We start from the raw sequence: 24086 nt of genomic DNA, 5'->3' as shown, positions 1-24086 counted from the left end.
TAGGACTTAAGTATAGTATACTATAGCTATCATTTTATATTTTAAGGAGAATTATTATGGATAAAACGTCATACATCGGGATTGTTTTAGGAGTTGCTGCAGTCTTAATTGGGATGGTTTTTAAAGGAACCAGCCTATCTGTTCTGGTAAATCCAGCTGCGTTGCTTATTATATTTGCAGGAACAGCAGCAGCTATTCTTATCGCCTTCCCTTTTTCAGAAGTAAAACGAATTCCTAGTTTGTTTAAAGTATTATTCACTGAGAAAAAACAGGTTACACAAGAAGAATTGGTTAAACAGTTTGTAGAATATGCGACCATTTCTCGTCGTGAAGGTATGCTTGCTTTAGAAGCTAAAGTAGGTGAAATTGAAGATCCTTTCTTTAAACAAGCTGTACGAATGATGATCGATGGCCAAGAGCCTGAATTCATTCGTCATACGTTAAATGAACGAATTGATGCCATGCAGGATCGCCATTCCTCTGGTGCTTCAATCTTTACTCAAGCAGGTACATACTCTCCTAGTTTAGGTGTTTTAGGAGCTGTTTTAGGACTAATTGCCGCATTAGGGAATTTAGATGACACAGAGGCATTAGGACATTCGATTGCTGCAGCATTTGTAGCTACATTATTTGGGATCTTCTGTGGCTATGTATTGTTTCATCCCTTTGCCAATAAGTTAAAGCGCAAATCAAGAGCTGAGGTTCTTCATAATCACATGATTGTGGAAGGTACAATCGCTATCTTAAACGGAAGCTCGCCCCGTGCTATTGAAGAATATTTGAGTGTTTATATGGGCGAAAAAGAGCAGCTTTCCTATATTGAAGGAGCTGAGCAGGAAAATGTCAGCTAGAAGAAAAAAGCATGACGAAGAACATGTAGATGAAAGTTGGCTATTACCTTACGCTGACATGTTAACATTATTATTGGCACTCTTCATTATCTTATTCGCTATGGGACAAGTAGATAATACACGTTATGAATCGTTAAAATCAGCTTTAAATGAAGCCTTAGGTGGAACAAGTATATTAGAGTACTCGGATTCACTAGAAGGCGAAGGTACCTCTCCCCTGATTCTGCAGCTGTTCCTGAAGATTCAGAGGATCAAGAAGAAGACGAGCAACAAAACGATTCAGATGGAACAAATCAAGACGGGCCATCTGAGGATTTGTGGGAGCTCCAGAAAGAATTAAATCGTTATATTGAAGAACAAGGATTAAGTGACCGCTTAACTACTGAGATAGGTACGGATGGCCTGCTTATTACGATCAACGATAACATTCTGTTTGATTCAGGGAGTGATGAGTTAAAAACAGATGCTCAAGAAATTGTGTACGAAATCTCTGATATGCTTGCAACAGATCCACCTCGTTATATCCAGATATCTGGACATACAGATGATCGACCAATTAATACACCTCAGTTTCAATCGAACTGGACATTGAGTATTTCACGTGCAGAGAATGTGCTAGGCTATTTCTTAGAAAACGAGCGATTGAAACCAAATCAGTTTATTGTAGCCGGACATGGTGAATACAAACCGATTGTATCGAATGAAACAGAGGAAGGTCGACAGCAAAATCGTCGAGTTGAAATTTTGATTTTGCCATTTAATATTGAAAGAGAACGACTAGAAATAGAATTTTCTGACCAAAATTAAGATAAGAAACGCTCTTCGGAGTGTTTCTTTTTTGATTGTCTGCTAAGGTTTGACACAGGATTTTAAGGGAATTAATATATAAGAAACAACAGATGTATAAGATAGATATAGCTATATATTTGCAGAGCGACGGAAAGGAATACACTCTATATGACCAAGGCCCATGCCTTTATGGCGTTACGTGCGGTTTTATTCACAATCACACTGATCGTAGCAAGCTGGCTATTTATTAAATTGTTCACAGTAACTTATCCTTTTTGGATTGCTGCCTTTTTTGCATGGATGATGCAGCCACTTATGCGTTTGCTTAAGACTAAACTAAAATTAAATTCAGGATTTGCAAGTTTAGTTGGTTTACTTGGTGGTATTATCGTTGTCTCTTCCCTATTAACGGGTATAGGATTTTTAATTTACTTTAGTTTAAGACGTTTCTTTGATCAAGTTCCATTATGGATTGAAACAGGTTCTCTTAAGTTTCAAAGCTTTTTTAATGAGACGGTTCTACCATTTTGGCAACAAGGGCTTGGTTTATTTAACAGTCTAGACCAAACACAACAAGACGCACTTAGGCAGAGTATCTCTCAATTAGGAGGACAACTTGGGAACTTAATTGGGCAAACGGGGCAATCATTACTTGATTGGACATATTCCATTTTGCTCGGATTACCTGCTTTTTTAGTTGCGTTTTTATTTGGTGTCATCAGTATTTATTTCATGGGAAAAAGTTGGCATAGCTATCAAACAGCTTTCCGTAAAGTCATCCCTTTAAGTATTAGAACTAAAATCCAAGCATTTATTCATGGGATTAGAGTAAGGCTATTTGGTTTTATCAGAGCACAAGTCATTCTCATGTTTATCACAGCGGTAATTGTGTATATTGGATTGCTTATTATACGTGTTGATGGTGCATTCACTTTATCAATCATTGTAGGTTTAGCCGAGCTTCTTCCTTACCTCGGTACGGGAACGATTCTCTTACCTTGGGCAGTTTATTTACTAATTAGTGGGGACTACTCTCTTGCTTTTGGAATTCTAATTCTTTATGCCATTATTGTCGTGATTCGCCAGATGATTGAGCCTAAAGTTCTTTCAAGTAGCTTGAACCTTAACCCTGTAGCAGTGTTGATTTCTATGTTCGCAGGTCTTCAGTTAATGGGAGCTGTGGGGATCATTGTAGGTCCACTTATCCTTGTTTTAGTTATGATCTTTCATGATATTGGTATCACGACATCCATTGGCTTGTTTATACGCGAAGGGTGGAAAAAGGAATAACAAAAAGCATTTCTCATTATCAATATGAGAAATGCTTTTTTGTTATTTATAGGCGTCCTGTTCTTTATCTAGCTTTTGTGTGGTCAATGTATCTTCTCTTAATGTATCTTTGTCAGCAACATTTTCCATCGACTCAGCAAACTGTTGATCTGCGTCTTGATCATTGCCTTCTTGATCCACTTTTTCCTGAGCTTCAATTGTGCGTTTTGTATAAGGAACAATTTCTAATCTTTCGTATGGAATTTCTTCTCCCGTATCCACACATAATCCATATGTTCCATCTTCTATTCGCTGCAGAGCTTCCTCCACCTCTTGAAGTTTTTCTTGGTCTGCACGCTTGGAACGTTTGTTCTTTCATTCGGTCTTCATATTGAGCGGCCTGGTCTGCCATATGATTATCGACTCCGTTTGAAACTTCTCCAGTTGATTCACTAAAATCCGTTGTGAATCCTTCATTCCCTTCAAGGTTCTTTTTCAGATCGAGCAGATCCTGTTTTAAGGTTTGAATTTGTTTATCTGTTAATGGCATACGTATTGCCTCCTTTCTCTTCTTTATTCCCCTATAAAGAGGGTTTAAACCTAATCACAGCTGCAAAAAAAAGAATAAGCCATTAAGGCTTACTCTTTTTCGTTTGTGGGATCTTTAGGTACTCGTTGAATATTGATTAACGTTCCTTCTTTTTGTGTATCTACGGCATAGGAGCCATTACTGTATCGATCACTTGGTCGATAAGATTTTGCTCGTATCGTTTCTTCTGTTCCTTTATCAGTGGTTAAAATAAATTCATCCCCTGCTGTTAAAATACGTTTGCATCCAACTAGGCGGTGAGGCTGACTCTTTAATTCACGTAGCATAACCAACCCACGCTTTGCACGGGAGCCTTTTTCAAACTCGGTTATTGCCATCTTCTTAACTGAACCTCTCTGAGTAGCTAAGATAAATTCTACCTTTTCATCTAAGGAGAAGGTCTCCGCTCCGATGACAACATCATCCTCTTTTAGATTTATGGCTTTTACCCAAGCTGCACGCTGTCCAACTAAACTAACTTCTTCTTCACCAAACCATAATCCATATCCATTTCGTGTTGCCAGGAATATTTCGTTGGTTCCTTTTGTCTTTGTTACTGCAAGTAATTCATCGTTTTCTTTTAGCTTTAAGGCAACAAGTGCCTTGGAGTGTCTAGTTGCTTGATAGAGCGATAGCTGAGATCGTTTGACCATACCTTCTTTTGTTAGGAATAAGAGTGAGTCTTCTTCCTTAAATTCACGTATACCCATCGCGCACAAAAATTCGTCATCGCGATCAATAGTAACTAAGTTTGCGACATGCTGCCCGTTATCCTTCCAGCGAATATCAGGAAGCTGATGCACCGGTATAAATAAATAATTTCCCTGTTTCGTAAAGAGTAGCAATGTATCTGTAGTGTTTAGCTCCTCATTAAAGAGTACGCTATCTCCCTCTTTCATACCAGGTGGCTCTTTGCTTGATGCAGTGAATGAGCGCAAACTCGTACGTTTAACATATCCAGACTCAGAAACCGTTACACGAACATCCTCAGCTGCAATCAAAACGTCCATGTTAATTTTAAGTTCTTCAATTTGAGCTGTAATTTGCGTTCGTCGATCTTCACCGAACTCTTTTTGCACTCGTTTTAAATTCTTCTTAATGACTTGGATGAGCTTTTTCTCACTAGCTAAAATCGCTTCTAGGTCTTGAATTTGCTTTTTAAGCTCTTCTGCTTCTTTTTGAAGAGTGGTAACATCCGTATTTGTTAAACGGTATAACTGGAGGTTTACAATAGCCTCTGCCTGTTCCTCAGAGAACTGGAATGAATCGATAAGATTATTTTTTGCATCTCGTTTATCCTGAGAGGCACGGATTACTTTAATCACTTCATCAAGGATTGATACAGCCTTTATTAGCCCTTCAACAATATGCTCCCTAGCTTGTGCCTTGCGCAGCTCAAATTCAGAACGTCGCTTAATCACAGACTTTTGGTGATCTATGTATGCTTGGATTAATGCCTGTAGTCCCATTAATTGAGGTGCTTTATGATAAATAGCGACCATATTAAAGTGATACGTTGTTTGTAAATCCGTGTTTTTAAATAAATAATGTAGGATCGCATTTGGATCCGCATCCTTCTTTAACTCCACAACAATACGTAAACCCGTTCTGTCGGTATCATCACGAACCTCCGTGATTCCGTCTACCTTTTTATCAAAACGAATCTCATCCATTTTCTTCACGAGATTTGATTTAACAACTTCGTATGGAATTTCAGTAATGACAATTTGCTGACGGCCTCCACGCATATCCTCAAGCTCTGTTTTAGCTCGCACAACGACCTTGCCTTTACCGGTCTGATAGGCCTGTCTGATGCCTTCAAGTCCTTGTACAATGCCACCAGTAGGGAAATCAGGTCCAGTCACAACCTGGAGAAGATCATCAAGTGTGGTTGATGGATTTTCCATCTGCATAATGACTCCATCAATGATTTCGCGTAAATTATGAGGTGGAATATCTGTTGCGTAACCTGCGGATATTCCCGTTGAACCGTTCACAAGTAGATTTGGGAAACCAGCTGGTAGTACCACCGGTTCCTTTTCCGTATCATCAAAGTTCTCAATAAACTCAACGGTGTCTTTTTCTAGATCGCGTAAAAGCTCTGAACTAATTGAAGAAAGTCTTGCTTCTGTATAACGCATCGCTGCTGGAGGATCCGCATCAATTGAGCCGTTATTCCCGTGCATGTCGACTAGTAACTGACGCACCTTCCAGGTTTGACTCATGCGCAGCATGGCTTCATATACGGAAGAATCTCCGTGTGGATGGTAGTTACCGATAACATTCCCGACAGTTTTGGCTGATTTACGGTATGCCTTTTCGGATGTATTCCCTTCCTTATACATTGCGTATAAAATTCGTCGTTGAACGGGCTTTAAGCCATCTCGTGCATCTGGCAATGCCCGCTCTTGGATTATATATTTACTGTATCGTCCAAATCGATCACCGATTACGTCTTCTAACGGAAGATCAAGATATCGTTCAGTTTTAGACATTTTGCTCGCCCTCCGTTACACCAAGGTTTTCATTTTCAAGGATATTTGTCTCTTCTTCAAGTCCAAATGCGACATGAGACTCAATCCACTTTCTACGGGGTTCAACTTTGTCCCCCATTAAAGTCGTTACACGCTTTTCGGCTCTTGCTGCGTCATCAAGTGTAACTCGAATTAATGTACGTGTCTCAGGATCCATGGTTGTTTCCCATAATTGAATGGGATTCATCTCACCTAAACCCTTATAGCGCTGCAGGGCATAACCTTTGCCGACTGCCTTTGTAGCTTTGTCTAGTTCACGCTCATCCCACGCGTATTCAACCACTTCTTTTTTACCTGTTCCTTTACTCACTTTATATAGTGGAGGTAAGGCAATGTAAATCTTTCCTGCATCAAATAGCTCTTTCATATAGCGGTAGAAAAATGTAAGTAGTAGCACCTGAATATGTGCCCCATCGGTATCGGCATCAGTCATGATGACAACTTTATCGTAGTTTACATCCTCAATTGTAAAGTCCGCACCCACGCCCGCGCCAATTGTATGAATAATTGTGCGGATTTCTTCATTTTTCATAATGTCATCTAGTTTTGCTTTTTCTGTGTTAATGACTTTTCCTCGTAAGGGTAATACAGCTTGGAACTTACGGTCACGACCTTGTTTAGCCGAACCTCCTGCTGAGTCACCCTCCACTAGATATAGCTCATTCCGTTTTGGATTACGTGATTGTGCAGGTGTTAGTTTCCCACTTAATAACACATCACGCTTTTTCCGCTTACCATTACGTGAATCCTCACGTGCTTTTCTTGCGGCTTCGCGAGCTTGCGAGGCTTTAATTGCTTTTCGAATGAGGCTTGTCCCAATGTCCGGATTCTCTTCAAAGAAATAAGCAAGCTTCTCAGAAACAACGCCATCTAAAACAGAACGTGCTTCTGGTGTGCCTAATTTGCTTTTTGTTTGTCCTTCAAACTGAAGCTGAGCCTCTGGAACACGAATCGAAATAATCGCTGTAAAGCCTTCACGTATATCTGCACCTTCAAGATTTTTATCTTTATCTTTTAGAAGCTTCAATTTCCTTGCGTGTTCATTAAAGCTTCTTGTCATCGCAGATTTTGCACCAAGCTCATGTGTTCCACCATCTCTTGTTCGAACATGGTTCACAAAGCTTAATACATTTTCAGTGTACGCATCATGAAACTGAAACGACATCTCCATTTCAATTCCATTCTGTTCCCCGTTAAATGTGATGACCGGATGTAGTGTTTCCTTGCCCTCGTTTAAGTAATGAACAAATGCTTCAATACCTGTCTCAAATACGAAGGATTCCTCAATCGTTTCAGAGCCTCGTTCATCAGAAAGGTCAATTTGTAGTCCTTTTAAAAGGAATGCCGCTTCACGTAAGCGCTCTGATAATGTTTCTGTATTAAACGTGGTTGTTGTAAAAATAGTCGGATCCGGCTTAAAGCGAACAACCGTTCCGGACTTTCGAGTTTTGCCTTTTTTCTCAAGTGTTGTTGCTGGTTTTCCACCTTTTTCGAATCGCTGTTGATAAAGCTCACCATCTCGTCTAATATCAACGACTAGCCATTCAGAAAGTGCGTTCACAACAGAAGCACCTACTCCATGTAAGCCTCCACTTGTAGAATATCCACCTTGTCCAAATTTTCCACCTGCGTGAAGAACAGTTAAAATGACCTCTGGTGTGGGTTTACCCATTTTGTGCATTCCAACAGGCATACCTCGACCGTTATCTAAAACTGAGACACTCCCATCAGAGTGTAGTGTTACTTTTATGTAATTACCGTGACCGGCCATTGCCTCATCCACAGCGTTATCTAAAATTTCATAAATGAGATGATGTAACCCTCTTGCATCTGTGCTACCAATATACATCCCAGGTCTTTTACGAACAGCTTCTAAGCCCTCTAGTACCTGTATCGCATCATCGTTATATTCTATCTGTGATTTTGCCAACGTCTGAACCCCTTTCAACTTGCTACAGCTATTGTAGCACAAAACCGAACATGTGTTTCTCAGCGTATGATATAAGTTAATTCTAATGGTTATTTCAGTTATATCAAGGATCTTTTCTATTTTTGTATCGTTATTCTTTAGATTTGGCCGATTTTTTATAAATGATGTACGTTTAACTTATTCGTTTATATAGGGAGGATACCATATTGGCATCCTCCCTGAACATTTTACTTGAATTTGGCGTGCTCTACTTTGATACAGCGATTCATAACCGTTGTGATATTGTGTTCACGTAAATAATCATAGGCTTCTTGGTTTGTAACACCAAGTTGTGCCCAGAAGACATTTGCACCAACCTCTACAGTGTCTTTTGCGATATCAGGAAGGAATTCACTTCTTCTAAACACATTCACGATATCAATGTCACCTTCAATCTCTTTGAGGGATGACACAGCTTTTACACCTAATACCTCTGTGACAGTTGGATTCACGGGGATAATTTCATAGCCTGCTTTTTGCATCGCCTCTGAAATCATATAGGAGGTACGCTCTGGGTTATCTGATAATCCTACCACAGCAATTCGTTTACTTGTGTGAAAAATATTTGTAATCGCCTGATTTGATGGGTTCTCGATTGTCATTTCCATCACTCCTCTCATAAATCATGTACAAACATCATACCCCAATTCCTGCATTAACACTCATTATTCAGTTAGCAATCCGATTTCAACCAGATAATCTCTTGCTACATCCGATGGGTTTTCATCCTCAATATCGACCAAATAATTTAATTCTTGAATATCTTCCTCAGAAATTTTTCCTGCAAGCTGATTCAGGATATCTTCAAGCTCCGGATATTGCTCCAATGTTTCTTCTCGAATCAAAGGAGCTCCTTGATAAGGTGGAAATAAACTTTCATCATCTTCTAGCACTACGAGATCATTTTCGACAATTTGTGGATCTGTTGAGAACACATCTGTTCCCTCAATGTTTTCACTTTCAATCGCTCGAATGCCTGCAGAGACATCGAGAGAAGAAACGTTAGCAAGCTCAAATCCATACCGGTCCGGAAATCCTGCATACCCATCTTGGCGATCAATAAATTCGAAGGAAAAACCAAATCTCCAGTCATCTTTTACTGATTCTAAATCAGAGATCGTTTCAATGTTATTTTCCTCGGCTTTATCTCTTGGTACAGCAATTGCGTACGTATTATTGTATAGCATCGGTTCAAGGAAGCGGAATTGATACTCATCATAAATTCCTTCCCTTGCTTGTTCATAAGCTTCATCAGGGTCATAACTGAAGTCATCCAGTGCTAAAAGCTCACCAACAATGGTTCCTGAAAATTCAGGATACACATCAATATCTCCTACACGTAAGGCATTAAAGACAAAATCCGTTGCTCCTAGATTTCCTTGTACCTCAACAGTTAGATCCGTTTCGTCTTCTATTAAATGCTTATACATATTGCCAACTATCTCAGGTTCAGCACCCATTTTTCCTCCAACTACAAGATCTGGTCCAATTGAACCACGCATAGCAAGCATTGGGACAAAAATAATAGCTAAAGCTAAACCAATGACAGCTAATACTGGTTTATACGAGCTACGCTTGCTTAATCGTTCGGTAACACGTAATATCCCATCAAAAAATAGAGCCAAAAGAGCGGCTGGATCGCACCAAGTAAGATATACTCGTTATTCGAACGTTGAATACCAGTCATAATGAGGTCTCCAAGACCACCAGCACCAATTAAAGCAGCTAGTGTTGCCGTACCTACAATTAACACCATTGACGTTCTAATACCGGCCATAACGGTTGGTAAGGCAATCGGTAGCTCTACCTTAATAAGACTACGATATGAGTTCATACCCATTCCACGAGCTGCTTCGCGAATAGCCGGATTTACTTCTTTTATACCCGTATATGTATTCCGTAAAATAGGCAAAAGGGCATAAGCAGTTAAGGCAATAATTGCAGGTGTTGTACCTATGCCTACAAATAAAATCATAAATCCGAGTAAGGCTAGACTTGGAATAGTTTGAAGAACAGCCGCAATACCAATGATAAATTCGGCGATTCGATCTTTTCTCGATAAAACGATGCCTAATGGAACGGCAATAAAAACAGCAATTAATAAGGAGATAATCGATAACTGTAGATGCTCCCATAAAGAAGACCACAGCATATCTTGTCTTTGTAAAAATAACTGATAAAAATCCTGCAAATGACTCATTTGCTTGCCACACTCCCTTCAGCAGCCATTCTCGCTAGATCCTCGTATGAGATTGTGCCGATAATCATCTCATCCTCTACTACGGGTATCGCGGGAATCTCTAGCTTTTGTAGGGTTGTATAGGCATCCTTCGCCGTATAATCACCTGAAACAGCTTGTACATCTGTTCGGTGAACCGATTGAAAATACGTTTGATTAAGGCTGCCATCAGGCTTTGTTGTAAATTGCAGCTGCTCATCCAATTCATCTATTTCAGGGCGAAGATATGAACTGCTTTTATTTATAAATGAGCGGATCTTATTCTCAGAACTCGTTTTTCCCTTTTTAAGAGCTCGACTTCCGATAAATTGTTGCACAAACTCATCTTTTGGATTAGTCAAAAGTTCTTCTGGTGTGCCGATTTGAACAGCAGCACCATCGCGCATCATGCATATTTTTTCACCTAAATGTAATGCTTCATCCATGTCATGGGTGACAAATACAATTGTTTTTTTGATTTCTTTTTGGAGATTCCTTATATCCTCTTGCAACTGCTCTCGACTTATTGGGTCAAGTGCACTAAAGGGCTCATCCATCAAGATAATATTCGGATTCCAAGCAAGCGCTCTTGCAACACCGATTCGTTGCTGCTGTCCACCAGAGAGCTCATTTGGCATGCGATCTCTGAATTGTTCAGGTTTTAAACCAACCATGTTTAAAAGTTCATCTACACGAGATTGAATCTCGGTCTTTTTCCATTTCATCATTTCAGGCACAACTGCGATATTCTCAGCAATTGTCATGTTCGGAAATAAGGCAATCTGTTGCAATACATAGCCAATATTCCAGCGTAATTTATTAATATTTACGTCCTGAACACGATCATCATCTATCTTAATTACCCCTTCTGTGGGATCAATTAAGCGATTAATCATTTTCATTGTTGTTGTTTTTCCACACCCACTTGGTCCAATTAACACAAAAAATTCTCCGCTGTTAATGGTTAAAGAGAGATTATCGACCCCTTTAGTTCCATCAGCAAATGTTTTTGTTACCCCTTCAAACGTTATCAACCCCGCACAACCTCTCTTTATGATCTTTATAAAGAATAAATACACTCCTTCTATACCCTAAAATACGCATTTTAAGACTAAAACCATTGAATTGTTATAAAAGAATTAGGACAGCATAATAGCAAATCAATATGTAGGCAGGAGTTTTTGTTTATGATCTCATTTACGCTTCAAGCTATTGTATCCATTTTTGCGATTATGAATCCGATCGGTAATATTCCCATATTCCTAGCAATGACTGAATCCAATTCGACAAAGGAACGGCGCCATATTGCTTTTAAAGCAATTGCTACAGCATTTGCGATTTTAACTGCTTTTTTAGTTGTAGGTCCTTTTTTATTCAAAGCCTTTGGCATTACAGTAGATGCATTGCGGATAGCCGGAGGAATTATAATTTTTGGAATCGGTTATAAGTTAGTGAGTGCCAAATCAACACATAGTCAAGCACTCCATGAGGATGAACATAAAGAAGGATTAGAGAAAGAAGATATTTCTGTTACACCACTTGGTACTCCTCTTATTGCAGGACCTGGGACGATTGCAACGGTCATGAGCTTAACGTCTGCACACTCAGATAAGATTAGTCATTCCGTAAGTGTTTTTATTGCCTTTACTTTAATTTTGCTCGTTACATTTGTTATTTTTTATTACTCAAGTTGGATTAATGATAAATTAAATAAAACGGAGCTTACCATTATTACTCGGTTAATGGGACTTATTTTAACAGTTATGGCCGTTGAAATGATTGTTAGTGGACTGAGTGAGGTATTTTCACTTTAACAGAAAAAAGATGAATGAGCAGATAGGTTTGCTCGTTCATCTTTTTTGCATGGTTGGTGTCATTTATACAGACTGCGGAATATTTAGCTGTAAAAATTGATAAAAGCGCTCGATTGAGAACGTATTTTTTGGTTTTGGTTTATGTTTACATGTTTGAATGTGCTGAGGAACTGGTTTAAGTGGCTCTGTTACCCCTAAGCGATTTAGTAATGGGTTGAGATATAACTCCATAATACTTAAGTGTGCAGGTGTACCACCTAGAATAAATGGATAGACATTTTTGTCTTGCAAGCTATTGGCAGGTAAGCTTTGCATAAAGTCCTTAAAGGCTTGATACGAGTGCTGTTCTACCGGTATTGCTAAAATGATCATATCCGCTTTAAACAGGTCTTGACTAAAGGAAGAAATGCGAACCTCTGAAAGCTTATGACCTTGTTCAACAACCCAAGATTCCAATTGCGTTAAAAACAGTTTGTCTTTTTTGTTCAAAAACTGGTCTCCTGCTAACAATGTTATATGTGCCATTCAGAATGCTCCTTTCAATCGTTTAACGTACTCTGATCATACACTTATTATTCTTAGTAGTCAACTAGGAATAATAAGTTAAAAAAAAACGGGCGTGTGGCCCGTTTCTTTTTCTTATAACTTATAGAGTTTTGTATACTTGCTTTGAAGGTACTGAATTAATGGCTTTGCATCAATACCGGATCCAGTTGTATCTTTTAATATATCGGCTTGTTTTTTTCCTCGACCAAATTGGTGAACGTTCTCGGTCATCCAACTACGGATTGGAGCATAGTCACCTTGTTGAATGAGTTGATCAAAACCAGGATTAGATTTAGTAAATGCCTCTTTTAGCTGAGCGGCATAAATGTAACCTAATGCATATGAAGGGAAATAGCCAAATGCGCCAAAAGACCAGTGTACATCCTGAAGTACACCCTCCCCATCGTTTGCTGGTTTTACGCCTAAATACTCCTGCATTTTTTCATTCCACACATGTGGAAGATCCTTTACAGCTAAACTTCCTTCAATTAACGCTTTTTCTAATTCATAACGAAGAATAATGTGAAGGCAATAAGTTAGCTCATCTGCTTCAATACGAATTAAGGAAGGTTTCGCTTGATTCACCGCAAAATAAAAGTCCTCAAGACTAACGTTATCAAATTGTCCATTCGCATGCTTTTTTAATAGAGGGTAATTTCGTTCCCAAAACGCAAAGTTTTGCCCGACGAATTTCTCCCAGAACAATGATTGTGATTCATGAATCCCCATAGACGTCCCACTACTAAGTGGTGTACCAATGAGGTCCGGTGAGATGTTTTGTTCATATAAAGCATGTCCACCTTCGTGAATGGTTCCGAATAACGATACTCTAAAATCTGACTCATTGTATTTAGTTGTCACACGTACATCATAAGGGTTAATTCCAATTGCAAACGGGTGAACTGTTTCATCCATTCTTCCTGCAGAAAAATCAAAGCCAATTTCTTTTAGGATATCAAGACTTAATGCTTGTTGATTTTCTTTTGGAAAATGAGTTAATAAACTGTCCATTTTTGGCTGATGAGCTGATTCTGTTACAGCTTGAACAAGTGGGACTAAATTTTTACGAAGATCTGAGAATACTTCATCGATGGTGTCAACAAAAACACCTGGCTCATAATCATCCAATAAGGTGTTATACGCATGGCCCGTTTCTTCACCATAATAGCCAATAAACCGCTTTTTAAAGTCAATTAATTTCTCTAAATTAGGGCGGAACATCTCAAAATCTGATTTGTCCTTTGCTTCCTCCCAAAGGGTTTCTGTTTGGGATTGTAAAGTTACATACTCTTTGAATTCAGCAGCAGGAATTTTTGTATTGCGATCGTACTCTTTACGAGATTCTTTGATGCTTTTTGCAGTGATGTCTGCAATCGTATCTTCTGATGCTTCTAATTCAGTCAATAATGATTCCATCTCATTAGATGTAGACAAAGCAAACACCTCAGAAGAAAGAGTGCCAATGACTTCAGAACGCTGTCCTGCGCCTTTTTTTGGAGCTCCAGTGCGCGCATCCCAAGCGAGTAAGGATAAGGCTTGGTTATAATGATTCTGTTTTTGAACAAGATCTAAGTATTTCTTTTCAGTTGACATACTATATTCCCACCAATCTTTATGTACATATTTGTTCATCTTTCTATTTCGACATTCGAAACGAATTGTCCTTCTCACAAGCTTAAAAAAATGTTCAATTGTGATAAACTAAACAAAGTTAGGAGGAATATCTAATGCAATTATTATTATCAGACTCGGTCGTTACGTTATATAAAGAGGAAATGGAATTGAAGAATGGTGAATCCGTACGTTTATTTGTCCGTGTTGGAGGAGTTGGGTCTGGCGGATTTTCTGTAGGAGTAATGAGAGATGAACCAAGTCCTAACTCGTATATTCTTGAAAAACAAGGCATCGCTTTTTTTGTAACAGAAGATGATTTTTGGTATGTAGATGGAATGACCATTGACTATAATTCTGATCTTGATCGAGTTGAATTCAACCAACCCCGTTTTTTAGATGCAGCACATCCAGAGGAACACATAAAAAAAGAAGCGTAGCCTAATGCTCACGCTTCTTTTTACGTATAAAGACGCGACGTATAATATTTTTGTGCATCCAGATAATCCGCTCTGGCTTCTTGGATAAATGCTTCTGCTTGTTGAGTTTGTTTTGTGTTCATTGCATTCAGCTCTGCTTGTATAAATGCTTCAGTTGTTTTTAACGCTTTTTCAACACGTAGCATGACGTCATACGTATTTTCCGTGCCTCTAGTAGTCTGCATAGTCTTATCCTCCATATAATCAAAATACAATTACTATTGTCCCCGATTATATGAATATGCATACCTCGTTTGTTTTATGAACGAAAAACACCTGCAGTAAACCCTTTTTTACGAAGCTCTGCAGCTAATGACTCTGCATTTGATTGATTTGAAAAGGCTCCAACTTGAACTTTGTGCAACCCGTTCTCAAGACGAATAAACGGTGAATATCCCGCCTCTTCTATCTTTTTTTTAACCTGATTCGCATTTTTCATTACCTCAAAAGAGCCGCTTTGAACTCGATACATAGAATTTTGACTTGGTATAACAGACTTTTTTTGTAACTGAAATGCTTGGGCAAGTCCAAATACGTGGGCCTCGGCTACTAGCCGCAAAAAGGCTCCGCTTTTTAGCTTGTGGGCATCAGTCGTTCGATCAATAAACAGATTTTCAGTTAAAATTGCAGGCATTTTTGTTCCTCGTAATACAGCAAAGTCAGCTGCTTTTTGCCCCCGATCTGCTACTTGTAACCGAGTCATCATTTCATCGTGCATAACCGATTGCAACTTAACGGTTTGTGTTCTTCGACTTGAATGAACAAAGGTTTCAAAACCCGACCCTCCGCCAGCATTAATATGAATAGATACAAAATAGGTTGCTCCCCATTGATTTGCTAACCGGGTTCGTTCTGTTAAAGGTAAAAAAACATCGGTCGTTCTGCTCATCTTCACGCCCACACCAACGTATTCGCGTAGCAATATATCCCGTATTTGACGTCCAATCTCAAGTGTTAATGCTTTTTCCTGCAAACCATGGCCCACTGCTCCTGGATCTGTGCCTCCATGACCAGGATCAATAAACAGCTTTACCATCTGATCTCCTCCTTTGTTCTCATCTAATACATCGAGAGGCCATTTATAAAATGGGGAGGTGAATGTTTCAGAAATGGAAAAACCATTAAGTTTACATAATCATATTACCGTCTACTTGAGAGGCGTTGATTGACTTTTATACCTTTGCTGGATCCGAGCGAGTTGATCGAACGGCTGCTCTAGAGCTTGATAAACGGATTCATATAACTCAAAAAGTTCTAGATAGGTTTCATTTGTTTGTTTATTTGGTTCATACATGTGCTTAATATCAATCCAACGATCTGATTCCTCAAGTGACTGCAGATGCCCCGTTCCGAGTAAAGCGACGATGCCCGCTCCAAATGCAGAAGCGTGATGACTTGATGGAATTTGAATTTCCTTCCCAAATACATCAGAAAGAATTTGCAGCCATAATGGTGAGCGGGCAAAGCCACCTGAGGCACGAATTTCTGTCAATGGACCACTTAAATCACGTAAGGCAAGTCCAACAGAATAAATGCTAAAAATAACGCCTTCTAGCAATGAACGAATAAAATCAGGTTGAGTGTGATGATTGCCAATTCCTACAAAACCCGCACGAGCATTGGGGTTCCAATAAGGCGCTCGCTCTCCATTTAGAAATGGCATGAACAGCAGTCCTTTTGCTCCTGCTGGAGATGTCTCAGCGAGGCTTAACAAATATTCGTATACGTCCTTTGTCATCTCTTGTGCATCATCCATTTGTTTTCCTTTGGACCATTCATCTCGAAACCATCGAAATGCATTACCACCATTGTTTGTCGCGCCACCAATGACCCAACTATTTTCAGTTAACGCATAGCAAAATGTTCGTTGATGTTGGTCGGTTTTAGGTTCTTTTACGGTTCTTCTTATTGCTCCACTCGTTCCAATAGTAATAACCGTTTTATCATTGGATCCTGCTCCCACACCAACATTAGCCAGCACACCATCACTCGCTCCAATGACAAATGGAGTCGAGTTAGAAACGCCTAATTCTTGTGCGATACTTGCATGGCTAAGCTCTTGTTTGTATGTGATTGGTACAAGTTCTGATAATTGATCTTTTGTCATGCCTATATATTGGAGAATTTCTTGATCCCATTCATTTTTGCTGAGATTTAAGAGACCACTTGCTGAGGCAATGGAGTAGTCAACAACAAACTCTCCAAATAAATGGAACCAAATATATTCTTTAATGGAGATGAATTTATACGCACGTTGAAAAACATCAGGAGTATGCTCTTTCATCCACAACAATTTTGAAAGCGGTGACATTGTATGAATCGGTGTACCTGTCCTTAAATAAAATTCTAATGCTTCATTTGATTGCTTTAACGTAGTTACTTGTTCTGCACTACGATTATCAGACCAAATGATACTATTTGTCATCGCTTTTCCCTCTTTGGTCACAGCTAACAAAGAGTGCATGGCCGTTGAAAATCCGGCTGCAGCGATTTTACTTGGCTCAGTATTGGAAGACGCAATCGATTGTGAGACAGATAGTTTTACCGCCCTTAAAATGACTTCAGGATCTTGCTCTGACCAAGCAGGTTGAGGGGATAATGTCGGATAGCTAATTTCACTTGAAGCTAAAACGGCCCCGTTTGTATAAAATAATACGGATTTAGCACTTGTTGTTCCGATATCAATGCCTAAAATGATTGTGTCTTTGTTATTCATTAATAGTTTCCTCCTTATAATCCATAATGCGGTAAGTGAAATTTAATGATTAAAAGTCTAGCTTATCTACTAATTCATTCACTAGGGACCCTTGATCCTTTCCTTGACTTAAATCTTGGTCATCTAGCCATTCTTGTGCTGCATCCAATACATCTACCAATTCATCCTCCAATTCCCCAAGCAATGAAAAATGCTGAATACGTGGAAGTGAGCTTGTTGCATCTTGTTCAATCACATTAATGTTTAATACGTCCCCTTCTTTTGGCAGTACTTCCGGAACTTTATCTGCAAATACCTTCTTTAATACATCAAATAAGACTTGATGATAAGTCGCGGTTTCGTTGCTTTCAAAAATGATAGACTTCTCTCCTACCACACCCAACGGGTAACTTGTGATGATTAACTTGCTCATGTCCACACCTCCAATCCCTACTAACTTATTATTTTCATGATAGCATTCTTGAAAGTAGTGAACCAGTGATAGCAATTAAGATGCCAAAAAACGACGAACATATAGTCCGCCGTTTTTGTCCACGTATTATTTTATAAAACGAATTGTTAATGGAATGACATATTTTTCGCCATTAAAGGCCTTAACTGCTGCGATGATTGTGAAAATAAATGCTAATATTCCAACGAGCGGTAGGAGCAAAAATCCCACTAATATGATCATAAGGAAACTCGCAACAATACCATAAATCGCATACGAAATGAAAAAGTTGAAATATTCTTTCCCGTGAAAATCAATAAATTGAGACTCATTCTTTTTTAGTAACCAAATAATTAATGGCGCAATAATCGTCGTTGCAAAACTAGTTAGGTAGATGAGCATAGCCATGACACGCTCATCTGATGATGGTTCTTCCGTATAATCAATGATTTCGTTGTTAGACATTATTTTTTCCCCTTTATATATAATGATTAGAATCACTATCTAATTGCATATTTGAAAGATTTCTAGATAAACATGCTTTATTTATCTTTATTACATTATATACGGTTTATGCTGAATAAGGTTTCAGTTGACAATGAAAAAGAAATGAACACATTCTTTCTTAGATCCCTCTATACATTTGCTGAATAGAATTTCTAAAAAATAATGTGTTCTTCATTAAAATAAATTTAATCAATCCGCTTTTCTAGGAGGCCTCGGACCAAAATACTGATAATAATCGGTTTTAAGATTCCCGTTGTATAATTTGCGTTTTTTGGATGCTTTTTTGCCATATAGCTCTTCAAAGTTCTCGTTGGATGTGAGCATGTAAACAGACCATGTATCAAGTTTACGTAATGCCTCACCCATTTGCTTATACATAAATTCAACTTCATCTCGTTCGCCAATTCGTTCCCCATAAGGTGGGTTTCCAATAATGATGCCATAGCTTCCTTTGTGGCTAAAGTCACGAACCTGCATTTGTTTAAATGTGATTAGATCAGCAAAACCCGCCTCTTTTGCGTTGTTTTGCGCTAGCTCTACGCTTCTGTGATCAATATCAGATCCAAGAATATCAAGCTTCTGATCATAACGAGCTAGATCCTCTACTTCTTGTCTAGCCTTATCCCATACATCGTTTCCAACCCAATCCCACTCATCTGAAGCAAAGTTGCGGTTAAAACCTGGTGCTAGATTTTGTCCGATCATTGCCGCTTCAATTGGAAGAGTACCTGAACCACAGAATGGGTCAGCAAATGGGCGATCTGGATTCCATGTTGTTAATTTAATAAGTGCTGCAGCAAGTGTTTCTTTAAGTGGAGCTTCGTTGTGTAGGTATCTATAGCCACGTTTGTGAAGTCCTTCTCCACTTGTGTCAATCGTTAAAGTCGCCACATCTTTATGAAGCGCCACTTCAATTCGATAAAAGGGACCATCTTCGTCAAACCAGCTAATGTTATGTTTCTTTTTTAAGCTTTCTACAACCGCTTTTTTCACAATAGCTTGGCAATCAGGCACACTAAATAATGTGGATTTTACCGAGCGACCAATTACCGGAAATTCGGCATTTGCAGGAATAAGATCCGCCCATGGTAATGCTTTTGTTTTTTCAAAAAGTTCATCAAATGTAAAAGCTTTAAATTCGCCAACTAACAGTTTCACACGATCAGACGTACGTAACCAAAGGTTTGCACGTGGAATGGCATCAATTCCTGCGGTAAAAGTCACCTTTCCATTTTCTACTTTTATATCTTCATATCCTAAGTCTTTAATCTCTCTCGCTACGATTGCTTCTAAACCCATCGTGGCTGTAGCAACCAAGCGTAACCTTATCCATCCATCAAAACTCCCTTATTTTTTCAGCTTTCCTCATTATACGGGTTGTCTGAGCTTGTGACAAGAAAGGTTCGAATGAGTTTAACGACAAATGTAAAAACTGCACCCTTATATCTGGTGCAGTTTCACAATTAAATAATTCAATTCATTTTATTAACTTTTCGTTTCTCTCGTTCCTCAGCTGCTGCTGTAAAAACAACATCCGTTGATGAATTGAGTGCTGTCTCTGCAGAATCTTGAACAACACCAATAATAAAGCCAATCCCTACTACTTGCATCGCCACATCAGTTGGGATTCCAAATAAGCTTGTGGCAAGTGGAATCAATAATAAGGAACCACCAACCACTCCTGAAGCGCCACATGCACTAATTGTAGCAATAAAAGAGAGGATAAGTGCTGTCACAAAATTTACTTCAATATCTAACGTGTGAGCAGTGGCAAGTGTTAGCACAGAGATCGTCACTGCTGCACCGGCCATATTAATGGTTGCTCCAAGAGGAATGGAAACAGAATATGTATCTTTATTTAATCCAAGCTTTTCACTTAGCTTCATATTCACTGGGATGTTTGCAGCCGAGCTCCGAGTGAAAAAGGCCGTAATCCCACTTTCTTTCAGACAAGTTAAGACCAATGGATAAGGATTTTTTCTAGACAACATGTAAACGATAAGCGGATTAGTAACTAATGCAACAATGAGCATACAGCCAATTAACACAACAAGTAATTTTCCATAGCTAATAAGTGCATCAAGACCGCTTGTTGAAATGGATTCAAATACTAAACCTAAAATCCCAAATGGGGCAAGCTTAATGACCCACTCAACAACTTTCAAAACAGCATTAGAAATATCTTGTAGCATCGTTTTTGTTGTATCAGGTGTGCGTCTAAAAGCTAGTCCAAACACAATAGCCCAAGCGAGAATGCCAATAAAGTTGGATTCTATGATGGCATTAATAGGATTATCAACAATATTTAATAATAAGGATTGAAGGACTTCCGATAACCCCTCTGGAGCCTGAAAACCTTCAGGACTGTTAACAAGATTTAAGCGTACTGGAAATAGAAAACTTGCTATGACTGCCACTACAGCAGCACAGAAGGTCCCGATGATATAGAGACTAATAATCGATTTCATATTTGTCTGCTGCCCTTTTTTATGCTGAGCAAAAGCAGATATAACCAAAAATAAGACTAAAACGGGAGCTATAGCTTTAAGCGCACCAACAAATAGCTCACCTACAATTGTAATCGGTTGAGCTGTCTCAGGTATGGTTAAGGCAAGTATTATTCCGATGATTAAACCAATAATAATTTGTTTAACTAAGCCAAGACGATTCCATCTGTTCAAAACTGTTTTCATGATAGCTCCATTCTCTAGATGTAGAATTATACAAGATGATATGTATCAAACTAGTCCTCTGTAAAAAGACACCTGTCTTCTCATTAGGTGTAATTATATAGTGATCGTTCAACAAAAACAAGTATAATTTTAGCGCTTTAAAGCGTAACGCCTGCTAGAATGCAGAAAAAACTGCCTCCATTATCAGCACGATAATGGAGGCAGTTCATTTTAACATTATCCTAAAACAGCACGATCACTTTCCATTTGTGAACCACGGATTCGTTTAAATTCTTGTAATAACCCTTCTACTGTTAGATCCTGCTTTTTCGATTCTGGGATATCCAAGATTATCTGACCTTGATCCATCATAATCAAACGATTCCCTAGGTCTAACGCTTGTTGCATATTGTGAGTAACCATTAGGGTTGTTAGTTTGTGTCGTGAAACAATATCTCTCGTTAAGTTTGTAATTAATTCAGCACGTGATGGATCGAGAGCCGCGGTGTGTTCATCGAGTAATAATATCTTTGGTTCAGTAAAAGTCGCCATAAGTAGTGATAAGGCTTGTCTCTCCCCACCGGATAAAAGGCCAACTTTGGCTGTAAAACGATTCTCTAAACCAAGATGAAGCGATTCGAGTGATTGCTTAAAAAAGTCTCTACGTTGTTTGTTTACACCAAGCTTTAACGTCCGTTTTTTATTTCGAGAATAAGCAATAGCCAGGTTTTCTTCAATGGTCATCGATGGAGCTGTACCAACCATTGGATCTTGAAACACCCTGCCGATAAAAGCAGATCGTTTATATTCCTGATGCTTAATGACGGTTTTACCATCAATTTGAATATCACCTTGATCAGGTAATAAGGCCCCTGAAATCACATTCATTAACGTGGATTTGCCAGCGCCATTACTACCAATTATGGTGACAAAGTCGCCTTTTTCCAAATTTAATTCGATGGTTTGAAGTGCCTTTTTCTCGTCTGCAGTACCTTCATTAAATGTTAGAGCGACTTCATGCAGATTCAGCATTCTCTCCACCTCCTTGCCCTTTTGCGAGTCGATGCTTCTGCCTACGTTTTCTTCTTTCGCGTTGCTTCTCAATGACTTTGGGCGAGATAAGCGCAACAATTACTAATACTGCGGTGATGAGCTTCATATCGCCTGCTTCTAGAAAATCTACTTTAAGAGCTAGGGCAACAACAATTCGATAAATAACAGCCCCGAATATAACTGCAAGAGTTGTTCGGAAAATCGATTTTGTTCCAAACAAAGCTTCACCAATTATGACTGAAGCGAGCCCAATGATGATCATCCCTATCCCCATGCCTGCATCAGCAAATCCGCCTTGCTGTGCAATAAGAGAACCGGAAAGGGCAACAAGTCCATTAGATAAGCCAAGTGCCAGTATGATTAAAAAATCGGTATTGGCTGAGAAGCTACGGATCATTCGTTTATTATCACCAGTTGCTCGAATGGCAAGACCAACCTCTGTTTTTAAGAAATAATCTGTGATGATTTTAATCACCAATACGACCATAATTGTCACGATAAGAAGTGACCAAGTTGAAGGCAGAGTTGTCATCCCGAGACCTTGGAAAAAAGAACGAAGTGCGTCGTCTATACCAAGCGAATTCCACCCTTCTCGAACCCATGCGAAGATCGTCGGTTCGTTAAGTAGAGAAATTCGTGGCATACCCATGATACGAAGATTAATTGAATACAAGGCGATCATCATCAGGATACCTGCAAGTAGCGGATTAATATTACCTTTTGTATGTAATAAACCTGTGATACAGCCAGCTACAAAACCAGCTAAAACAGCTAATATCGTTGCGATAAATGGATCTACACCATTAACAATAGCTAACGCAGCAACAGCAGCACCTGTCACAAAGCTCCCGTCTACTGTTAAATCAGGAAAATCTAATATCCGAAACGTTAGATACACGCCTAAAGCCATAATGGCATAAATAAAACCAAGTTCTAATGCTCCATAAATCGCAAGCATGTTCATCACTTCTCCTTTATAAAAGAAAACCGACCCTCCGAAGCGGTAGGCCGGTCTCGAGTTAGATGTTATTTCGATTCATATGTCTCTGCTGCGTCGTCCCAAGCTTCGTTCCATTCAATTCCTTGTGCTTCCGCTGCCTCACGATTAATCACTAAATTAATCTCAGCTGGCGATTCAACAGGAATATCGCTAGGTGATTTTTCACCAGTTAAGATATCTGCAGCTATTTCACCTGCTTGGTATCCTAATGTATGGAAATCAACACCAAATGCGGCAAACGCACCTGAATCAAGTGACTCAGGATCACTAGCGATTAACGGAATTCCTCTATCGTTCGAAATTCCTACAATGGACTCTAAAGCTGCGATAACGGTATTATCAGTTACAAGATAGATGACATCAGCATCCTCTGCTAATGCCAAAGCAGCTGATTGAACATCCGCTGAAGTAGCAACTGTTCGTTCTGTTGTTGTTAATGAGGTTCCCTCAACAGACTCTTTAATGGCATTAATCTGAACAACTGAGTTTGATTCTCCGGCATTATACACTAGCCCTATTGTTGAATCCGGGAAATACTCATTAATAAACCCAACTGTGTCATCAATTGCTTCTGGATGAAGATCACGTACACCTGTAATTGAATCACCTGGCTCGTCAAGAGCTGAAACGAGACCTGCTTCGACAGGGTCAGTAACAGAAGTAAAGACAATTGGGATCTCTTGAGTCGCCTGTAAAGCACTTATTGCACTAGGCGTTGAGTTGGCAAAAATCATATCGACACCATCAGAAACAAAGTTTGTTGCAATCGTTGATGTATTATTTGGATCACCTTGAGCTGATTGAAATGAAAACTCCGCATTGATTCCAGCATCCGTTAAAGCATCTTGAAAACCTTGGTAGGCTGCATCAAGAGATGGATGTTCAACAATCTGTGTTGCACCAATTGTGAATTCTGGGTCCTCTCCGTTTTCCGCATTTTCATCATCTGAATTTCCACAGGCAGATAAAGCAGCTATCAGCAAAGGAGCTGATAGTAACAATCCCCATTTCTTAAGCATATTGATTTCCCCCTTTTTTA

At 39.1% G+C, this 24086-nt stretch carries 24 protein-coding genes and 1 pseudogene; 6 read left to right on the top strand and 19 right to left on the bottom strand.

Annotated features, from left to right (window positions below; all coding sequences use genetic code 11):
• Positions 1-56 precede the first annotated feature (56 nt).
• The 4 genes from motA to ytvI all read left to right on the top strand — a co-directional run bounded on the left by motA (position 57) and on the right by ytvI (position 2930).
• Positions 57-851 carry a flagellar motor stator protein MotA gene (gene motA / locus NDM98_RS02265; RefSeq protein WP_251604204.1) on the top strand — a complete coding sequence of 265 codons (795 nt, stop codon included), beginning with the start codon at positions 57-59 and terminating at the stop codon, positions 849-851.
• Positions 841-1191 carry a flagellar motor protein MotB gene (locus tag NDM98_RS02260; RefSeq protein ID WP_251604201.1) on the top strand — a complete coding sequence of 117 codons (351 nt, stop codon included), beginning with the start codon at positions 841-843 and terminating at the stop codon, positions 1189-1191. Before motA ends, NDM98_RS02260 begins: the two co-directional genes overlap by 11 nt.
• Positions 1167-1658: an OmpA family protein gene (locus NDM98_RS02255; protein WP_251604198.1), complete on the top strand. Its 492-nt coding sequence runs from the start codon at positions 1167-1169 to the stop codon at positions 1656-1658. Before NDM98_RS02260 ends, NDM98_RS02255 begins: the two co-directional genes overlap by 25 nt.
• Before the next feature lie 150 nt (positions 1659-1808).
• Positions 1809-2930 (top strand): sporulation integral membrane protein YtvI, encoded by a 1122-nt coding sequence (gene ytvI, locus NDM98_RS02250; protein WP_251604195.1) that lies wholly within the window; start codon positions 1809-1811, stop codon positions 2928-2930.
• A gap of 42 nt (positions 2931-2972) precedes the next feature.
• Here the strand turns inward: ytvI and NDM98_RS24515 are convergent, their stop codons facing one another.
• From NDM98_RS24515 to NDM98_RS02215, 7 genes and pseudogenes are all read right to left on the bottom strand, one after another.
• Entirely contained in the window at positions 2973-3191 is a 219-nt protein-coding gene (locus NDM98_RS24515; RefSeq protein ID WP_373370348.1) for a TraR/DksA C4-type zinc finger protein, read from the bottom strand.
• Positions 3124-3459, bottom strand: a complete 336-nt coding sequence (locus NDM98_RS02240; protein WP_251604189.1) for a hypothetical protein — start codon at positions 3457-3459, stop codon at positions 3124-3126. Before NDM98_RS02240 ends, NDM98_RS24515 begins: the two co-directional genes overlap by 68 nt.
• Positions 3460-3548: 89 nt before the next feature.
• A complete protein-coding gene (parC, locus tag NDM98_RS02235) occupies positions 3549-5993 on the bottom strand; it encodes a DNA topoisomerase IV subunit A (RefSeq protein ID WP_251604186.1) in 2445 nt (814 codons plus the stop codon).
• Positions 5986-7962: a DNA topoisomerase IV subunit B gene (gene parE, locus NDM98_RS02230; RefSeq protein WP_251604183.1), complete on the bottom strand. Its 1977-nt coding sequence runs from the start codon at positions 7960-7962 to the stop codon at positions 5986-5988. Before parE ends, parC begins: the two co-directional genes overlap by 8 nt.
• A gap of 227 nt (positions 7963-8189) precedes the next feature.
• Positions 8190-8603 (bottom strand): CoA-binding protein, encoded by a 414-nt coding sequence (locus NDM98_RS02225; protein WP_251604180.1) that lies wholly within the window; start codon positions 8601-8603, stop codon positions 8190-8192.
• A gap of 63 nt (positions 8604-8666) precedes the next feature.
• A pseudogene (locus NDM98_RS24890) lies at positions 8667-10201 on the bottom strand (ABC transporter permease/substrate-binding protein).
• Entirely contained in the window at positions 10198-11253 is a 1056-nt protein-coding gene (locus NDM98_RS02215; protein WP_251604177.1) for an ABC transporter ATP-binding protein, read from the bottom strand. Before NDM98_RS02215 ends, NDM98_RS24890 begins: the two are co-directional and overlap by 4 nt.
• Positions 11254-11406: 153 nt before the next feature.
• Between NDM98_RS02215 and NDM98_RS02210 the strand changes: the two genes are divergently transcribed.
• The gene (locus NDM98_RS02210; protein ID WP_251604173.1) at positions 11407-12033 is read left to right on the top strand and encodes a MarC family protein; all 627 of its coding nucleotides are present in this window, start codon (positions 11407-11409) and stop codon (positions 12031-12033) included.
• A 63-nt stretch (positions 12034-12096) separates the two neighbouring features.
• On the opposite strand, the gene NDM98_RS02205 is transcribed toward NDM98_RS02210, so the two are convergent.
• Both NDM98_RS02205 and NDM98_RS02200 read right to left on the bottom strand, forming a co-directional pair.
• Positions 12097-12558: an NADPH-dependent FMN reductase family protein gene (locus NDM98_RS02205; protein WP_251604170.1), complete on the bottom strand. Its 462-nt coding sequence runs from the start codon at positions 12556-12558 to the stop codon at positions 12097-12099.
• Positions 12559-12672: 114 nt separating this feature from the next.
• Positions 12673-14172, bottom strand: coding sequence for a carboxypeptidase M32 (locus tag NDM98_RS02200; protein WP_251604167.1), 1500 nt, complete (start codon positions 14170-14172; stop codon positions 12673-12675).
• Between the two features lie 134 nt (positions 14173-14306).
• Here NDM98_RS02200 and NDM98_RS02195 point away from each other — a divergent pair, with 134 nt between their 5' ends.
• Entirely contained in the window at positions 14307-14630 is a 324-nt protein-coding gene (locus NDM98_RS02195) for an iron-sulfur cluster biosynthesis family protein (RefSeq protein ID WP_251604164.1), read from the top strand.
• A gap of 20 nt (positions 14631-14650) precedes the next feature.
• On the opposite strand, the gene NDM98_RS02190 is transcribed toward NDM98_RS02195, so the two are convergent.
• The 10 genes from NDM98_RS02190 to NDM98_RS02145 form a co-directional block, all read right to left on the bottom strand.
• The gene (locus NDM98_RS02190; protein ID WP_251604161.1) at positions 14651-14854 is read right to left on the bottom strand and encodes a hypothetical protein; all 204 of its coding nucleotides are present in this window, start codon (positions 14852-14854) and stop codon (positions 14651-14653) included.
• Positions 14855-14928: 74 nt separating this feature from the next.
• A complete protein-coding gene (locus NDM98_RS02185) occupies positions 14929-15705 on the bottom strand; it encodes an N-acetylmuramoyl-L-alanine amidase (protein ID WP_251604158.1) in 777 nt (258 codons plus the stop codon).
• Positions 15706-15816: 111 nt separating this feature from the next.
• Positions 15817-17385, bottom strand: a complete 1569-nt coding sequence (locus NDM98_RS02180) for a gluconokinase (RefSeq protein WP_251604155.1) — start codon at positions 17383-17385, stop codon at positions 15817-15819.
• Between the two features lie 49 nt (positions 17386-17434).
• On the bottom strand, positions 17435-17797 hold the full coding sequence (locus NDM98_RS02175) for a hypothetical protein (protein WP_251604152.1): 363 nt from the start codon (positions 17795-17797) through the stop codon (positions 17435-17437).
• A 126-nt stretch (positions 17798-17923) separates the two neighbouring features.
• The gene (locus tag NDM98_RS02170) at positions 17924-18280 is read right to left on the bottom strand and encodes a DUF4870 domain-containing protein (RefSeq protein WP_251604149.1); all 357 of its coding nucleotides are present in this window, start codon (positions 18278-18280) and stop codon (positions 17924-17926) included.
• Between the two features lie 231 nt (positions 18281-18511).
• On the bottom strand, positions 18512-19639 hold the full coding sequence (locus NDM98_RS02165; protein ID WP_373370347.1) for a THUMP domain-containing class I SAM-dependent RNA methyltransferase: 1128 nt from the start codon (positions 19637-19639) through the stop codon (positions 18512-18514).
• A gap of 155 nt (positions 19640-19794) precedes the next feature.
• A complete protein-coding gene (sstT, locus tag NDM98_RS02160) occupies positions 19795-21015 on the bottom strand; it encodes a serine/threonine transporter SstT (RefSeq protein ID WP_251604146.1) in 1221 nt (406 codons plus the stop codon).
• Between the two features lie 216 nt (positions 21016-21231).
• Positions 21232-22026, bottom strand: coding sequence for an ABC transporter ATP-binding protein (locus tag NDM98_RS02155; RefSeq protein ID WP_251604143.1), 795 nt, complete (start codon positions 22024-22026; stop codon positions 21232-21234).
• Positions 22010-23011, bottom strand: coding sequence for an ABC transporter permease (locus NDM98_RS02150; RefSeq protein WP_251604139.1), 1002 nt, complete (start codon positions 23009-23011; stop codon positions 22010-22012). The genes NDM98_RS02155 and NDM98_RS02150 overlap by 17 nt, the downstream gene beginning before the upstream one ends.
• A gap of 62 nt (positions 23012-23073) precedes the next feature.
• On the bottom strand, positions 23074-24066 hold the full coding sequence (locus NDM98_RS02145; RefSeq protein WP_251604136.1) for an ABC transporter substrate-binding protein: 993 nt from the start codon (positions 24064-24066) through the stop codon (positions 23074-23076).
• Between the last annotated feature and the right edge of the window lie 20 nt (positions 24067-24086).

It is taken from the genome of Alkalicoccobacillus plakortidis (assembly GCF_023703085.1).
GTDB lineage: Bacteria > Bacillota > Bacilli > Bacillales > Bacillaceae_D > Alkalicoccobacillus > Alkalicoccobacillus plakortidis.
Note: the sequence above shows the minus strand (reverse complement) of the source record. Positions and strands in the feature narration are given on the sequence as shown.

Excerpts from the sequence above, each read along its gene's own strand:
- parC (WP_251604186.1), bottom strand. The coding sequence starts at position 5,993 with ATGTCTAAAACTGAACGATATCTTGATCTTCCGTTAGAAGACGTAATC.
- sstT (WP_251604146.1), bottom strand. The coding sequence starts at position 21,015 with ATGAAAACAGTTTTGAACAGATGGAATCGTCTTGGCTTAGTTAAACAA.
- NDM98_RS02200 (WP_251604167.1), bottom strand. The coding sequence starts at position 14,172 with ATGTCAACTGAAAAGAAATACTTAGATCTTGTTCAAAAACAGAATCAT.
- NDM98_RS02190 (WP_251604161.1), bottom strand. The coding sequence starts at position 14,854 with ATGCAGACTACTAGAGGCACGGAAAATACGTATGACGTCATGCTACGT.
- NDM98_RS02195 (WP_251604164.1), top strand. The coding sequence starts at position 14,307 with ATGCAATTATTATTATCAGACTCGGTCGTTACGTTATATAAAGAGGAA.
- motA (WP_251604204.1), top strand. The coding sequence starts at position 57 with ATGGATAAAACGTCATACATCGGGATTGTTTTAGGAGTTGCTGCAGTC.
- NDM98_RS02170 (WP_251604149.1), bottom strand. The coding sequence starts at position 18,280 with ATGTCTAACAACGAAATCATTGATTATACGGAAGAACCATCATCAGAT.
- NDM98_RS02145 (WP_251604136.1), bottom strand. The coding sequence starts at position 24,066 with ATGCTTAAGAAATGGGGATTGTTACTATCAGCTCCTTTGCTGATAGCT.
- NDM98_RS02180 (WP_251604155.1), bottom strand. The coding sequence starts at position 17,385 with ATGAATAACAAAGACACAATCATTTTAGGCATTGATATCGGAACAACA.
- NDM98_RS02150 (WP_251604139.1), bottom strand. The coding sequence starts at position 23,011 with ATGAACATGCTTGCGATTTATGGAGCATTAGAACTTGGTTTTATTTAT.
- NDM98_RS02175 (WP_251604152.1), bottom strand. The coding sequence starts at position 17,797 with ATGAGCAAGTTAATCATCACAAGTTACCCGTTGGGTGTGGTAGGAGAG.
- NDM98_RS02225 (WP_251604180.1), bottom strand. The coding sequence starts at position 8,603 with ATGACAATCGAGAACCCATCAAATCAGGCGATTACAAATATTTTTCAC.
- NDM98_RS02155 (WP_251604143.1), bottom strand. The coding sequence starts at position 22,026 with ATGCTGAATCTGCATGAAGTCGCTCTAACATTTAATGAAGGTACTGCA.
- NDM98_RS02210 (WP_251604173.1), top strand. The coding sequence starts at position 11,407 with ATGATCTCATTTACGCTTCAAGCTATTGTATCCATTTTTGCGATTATG.
- NDM98_RS02260 (WP_251604201.1), top strand. The coding sequence starts at position 841 with ATGTCAGCTAGAAGAAAAAAGCATGACGAAGAACATGTAGATGAAAGT.
- NDM98_RS02185 (WP_251604158.1), bottom strand. The coding sequence starts at position 15,705 with ATGGTAAAGCTGTTTATTGATCCTGGTCATGGAGGCACAGATCCAGGA.
- NDM98_RS02240 (WP_251604189.1), bottom strand. The coding sequence starts at position 3,459 with ATGCCATTAACAGATAAACAAATTCAAACCTTAAAACAGGATCTGCTC.
- NDM98_RS02205 (WP_251604170.1), bottom strand. The coding sequence starts at position 12,558 with ATGGCACATATAACATTGTTAGCAGGAGACCAGTTTTTGAACAAAAAA.
- ytvI (WP_251604195.1), top strand. The coding sequence starts at position 1,809 with ATGACCAAGGCCCATGCCTTTATGGCGTTACGTGCGGTTTTATTCACA.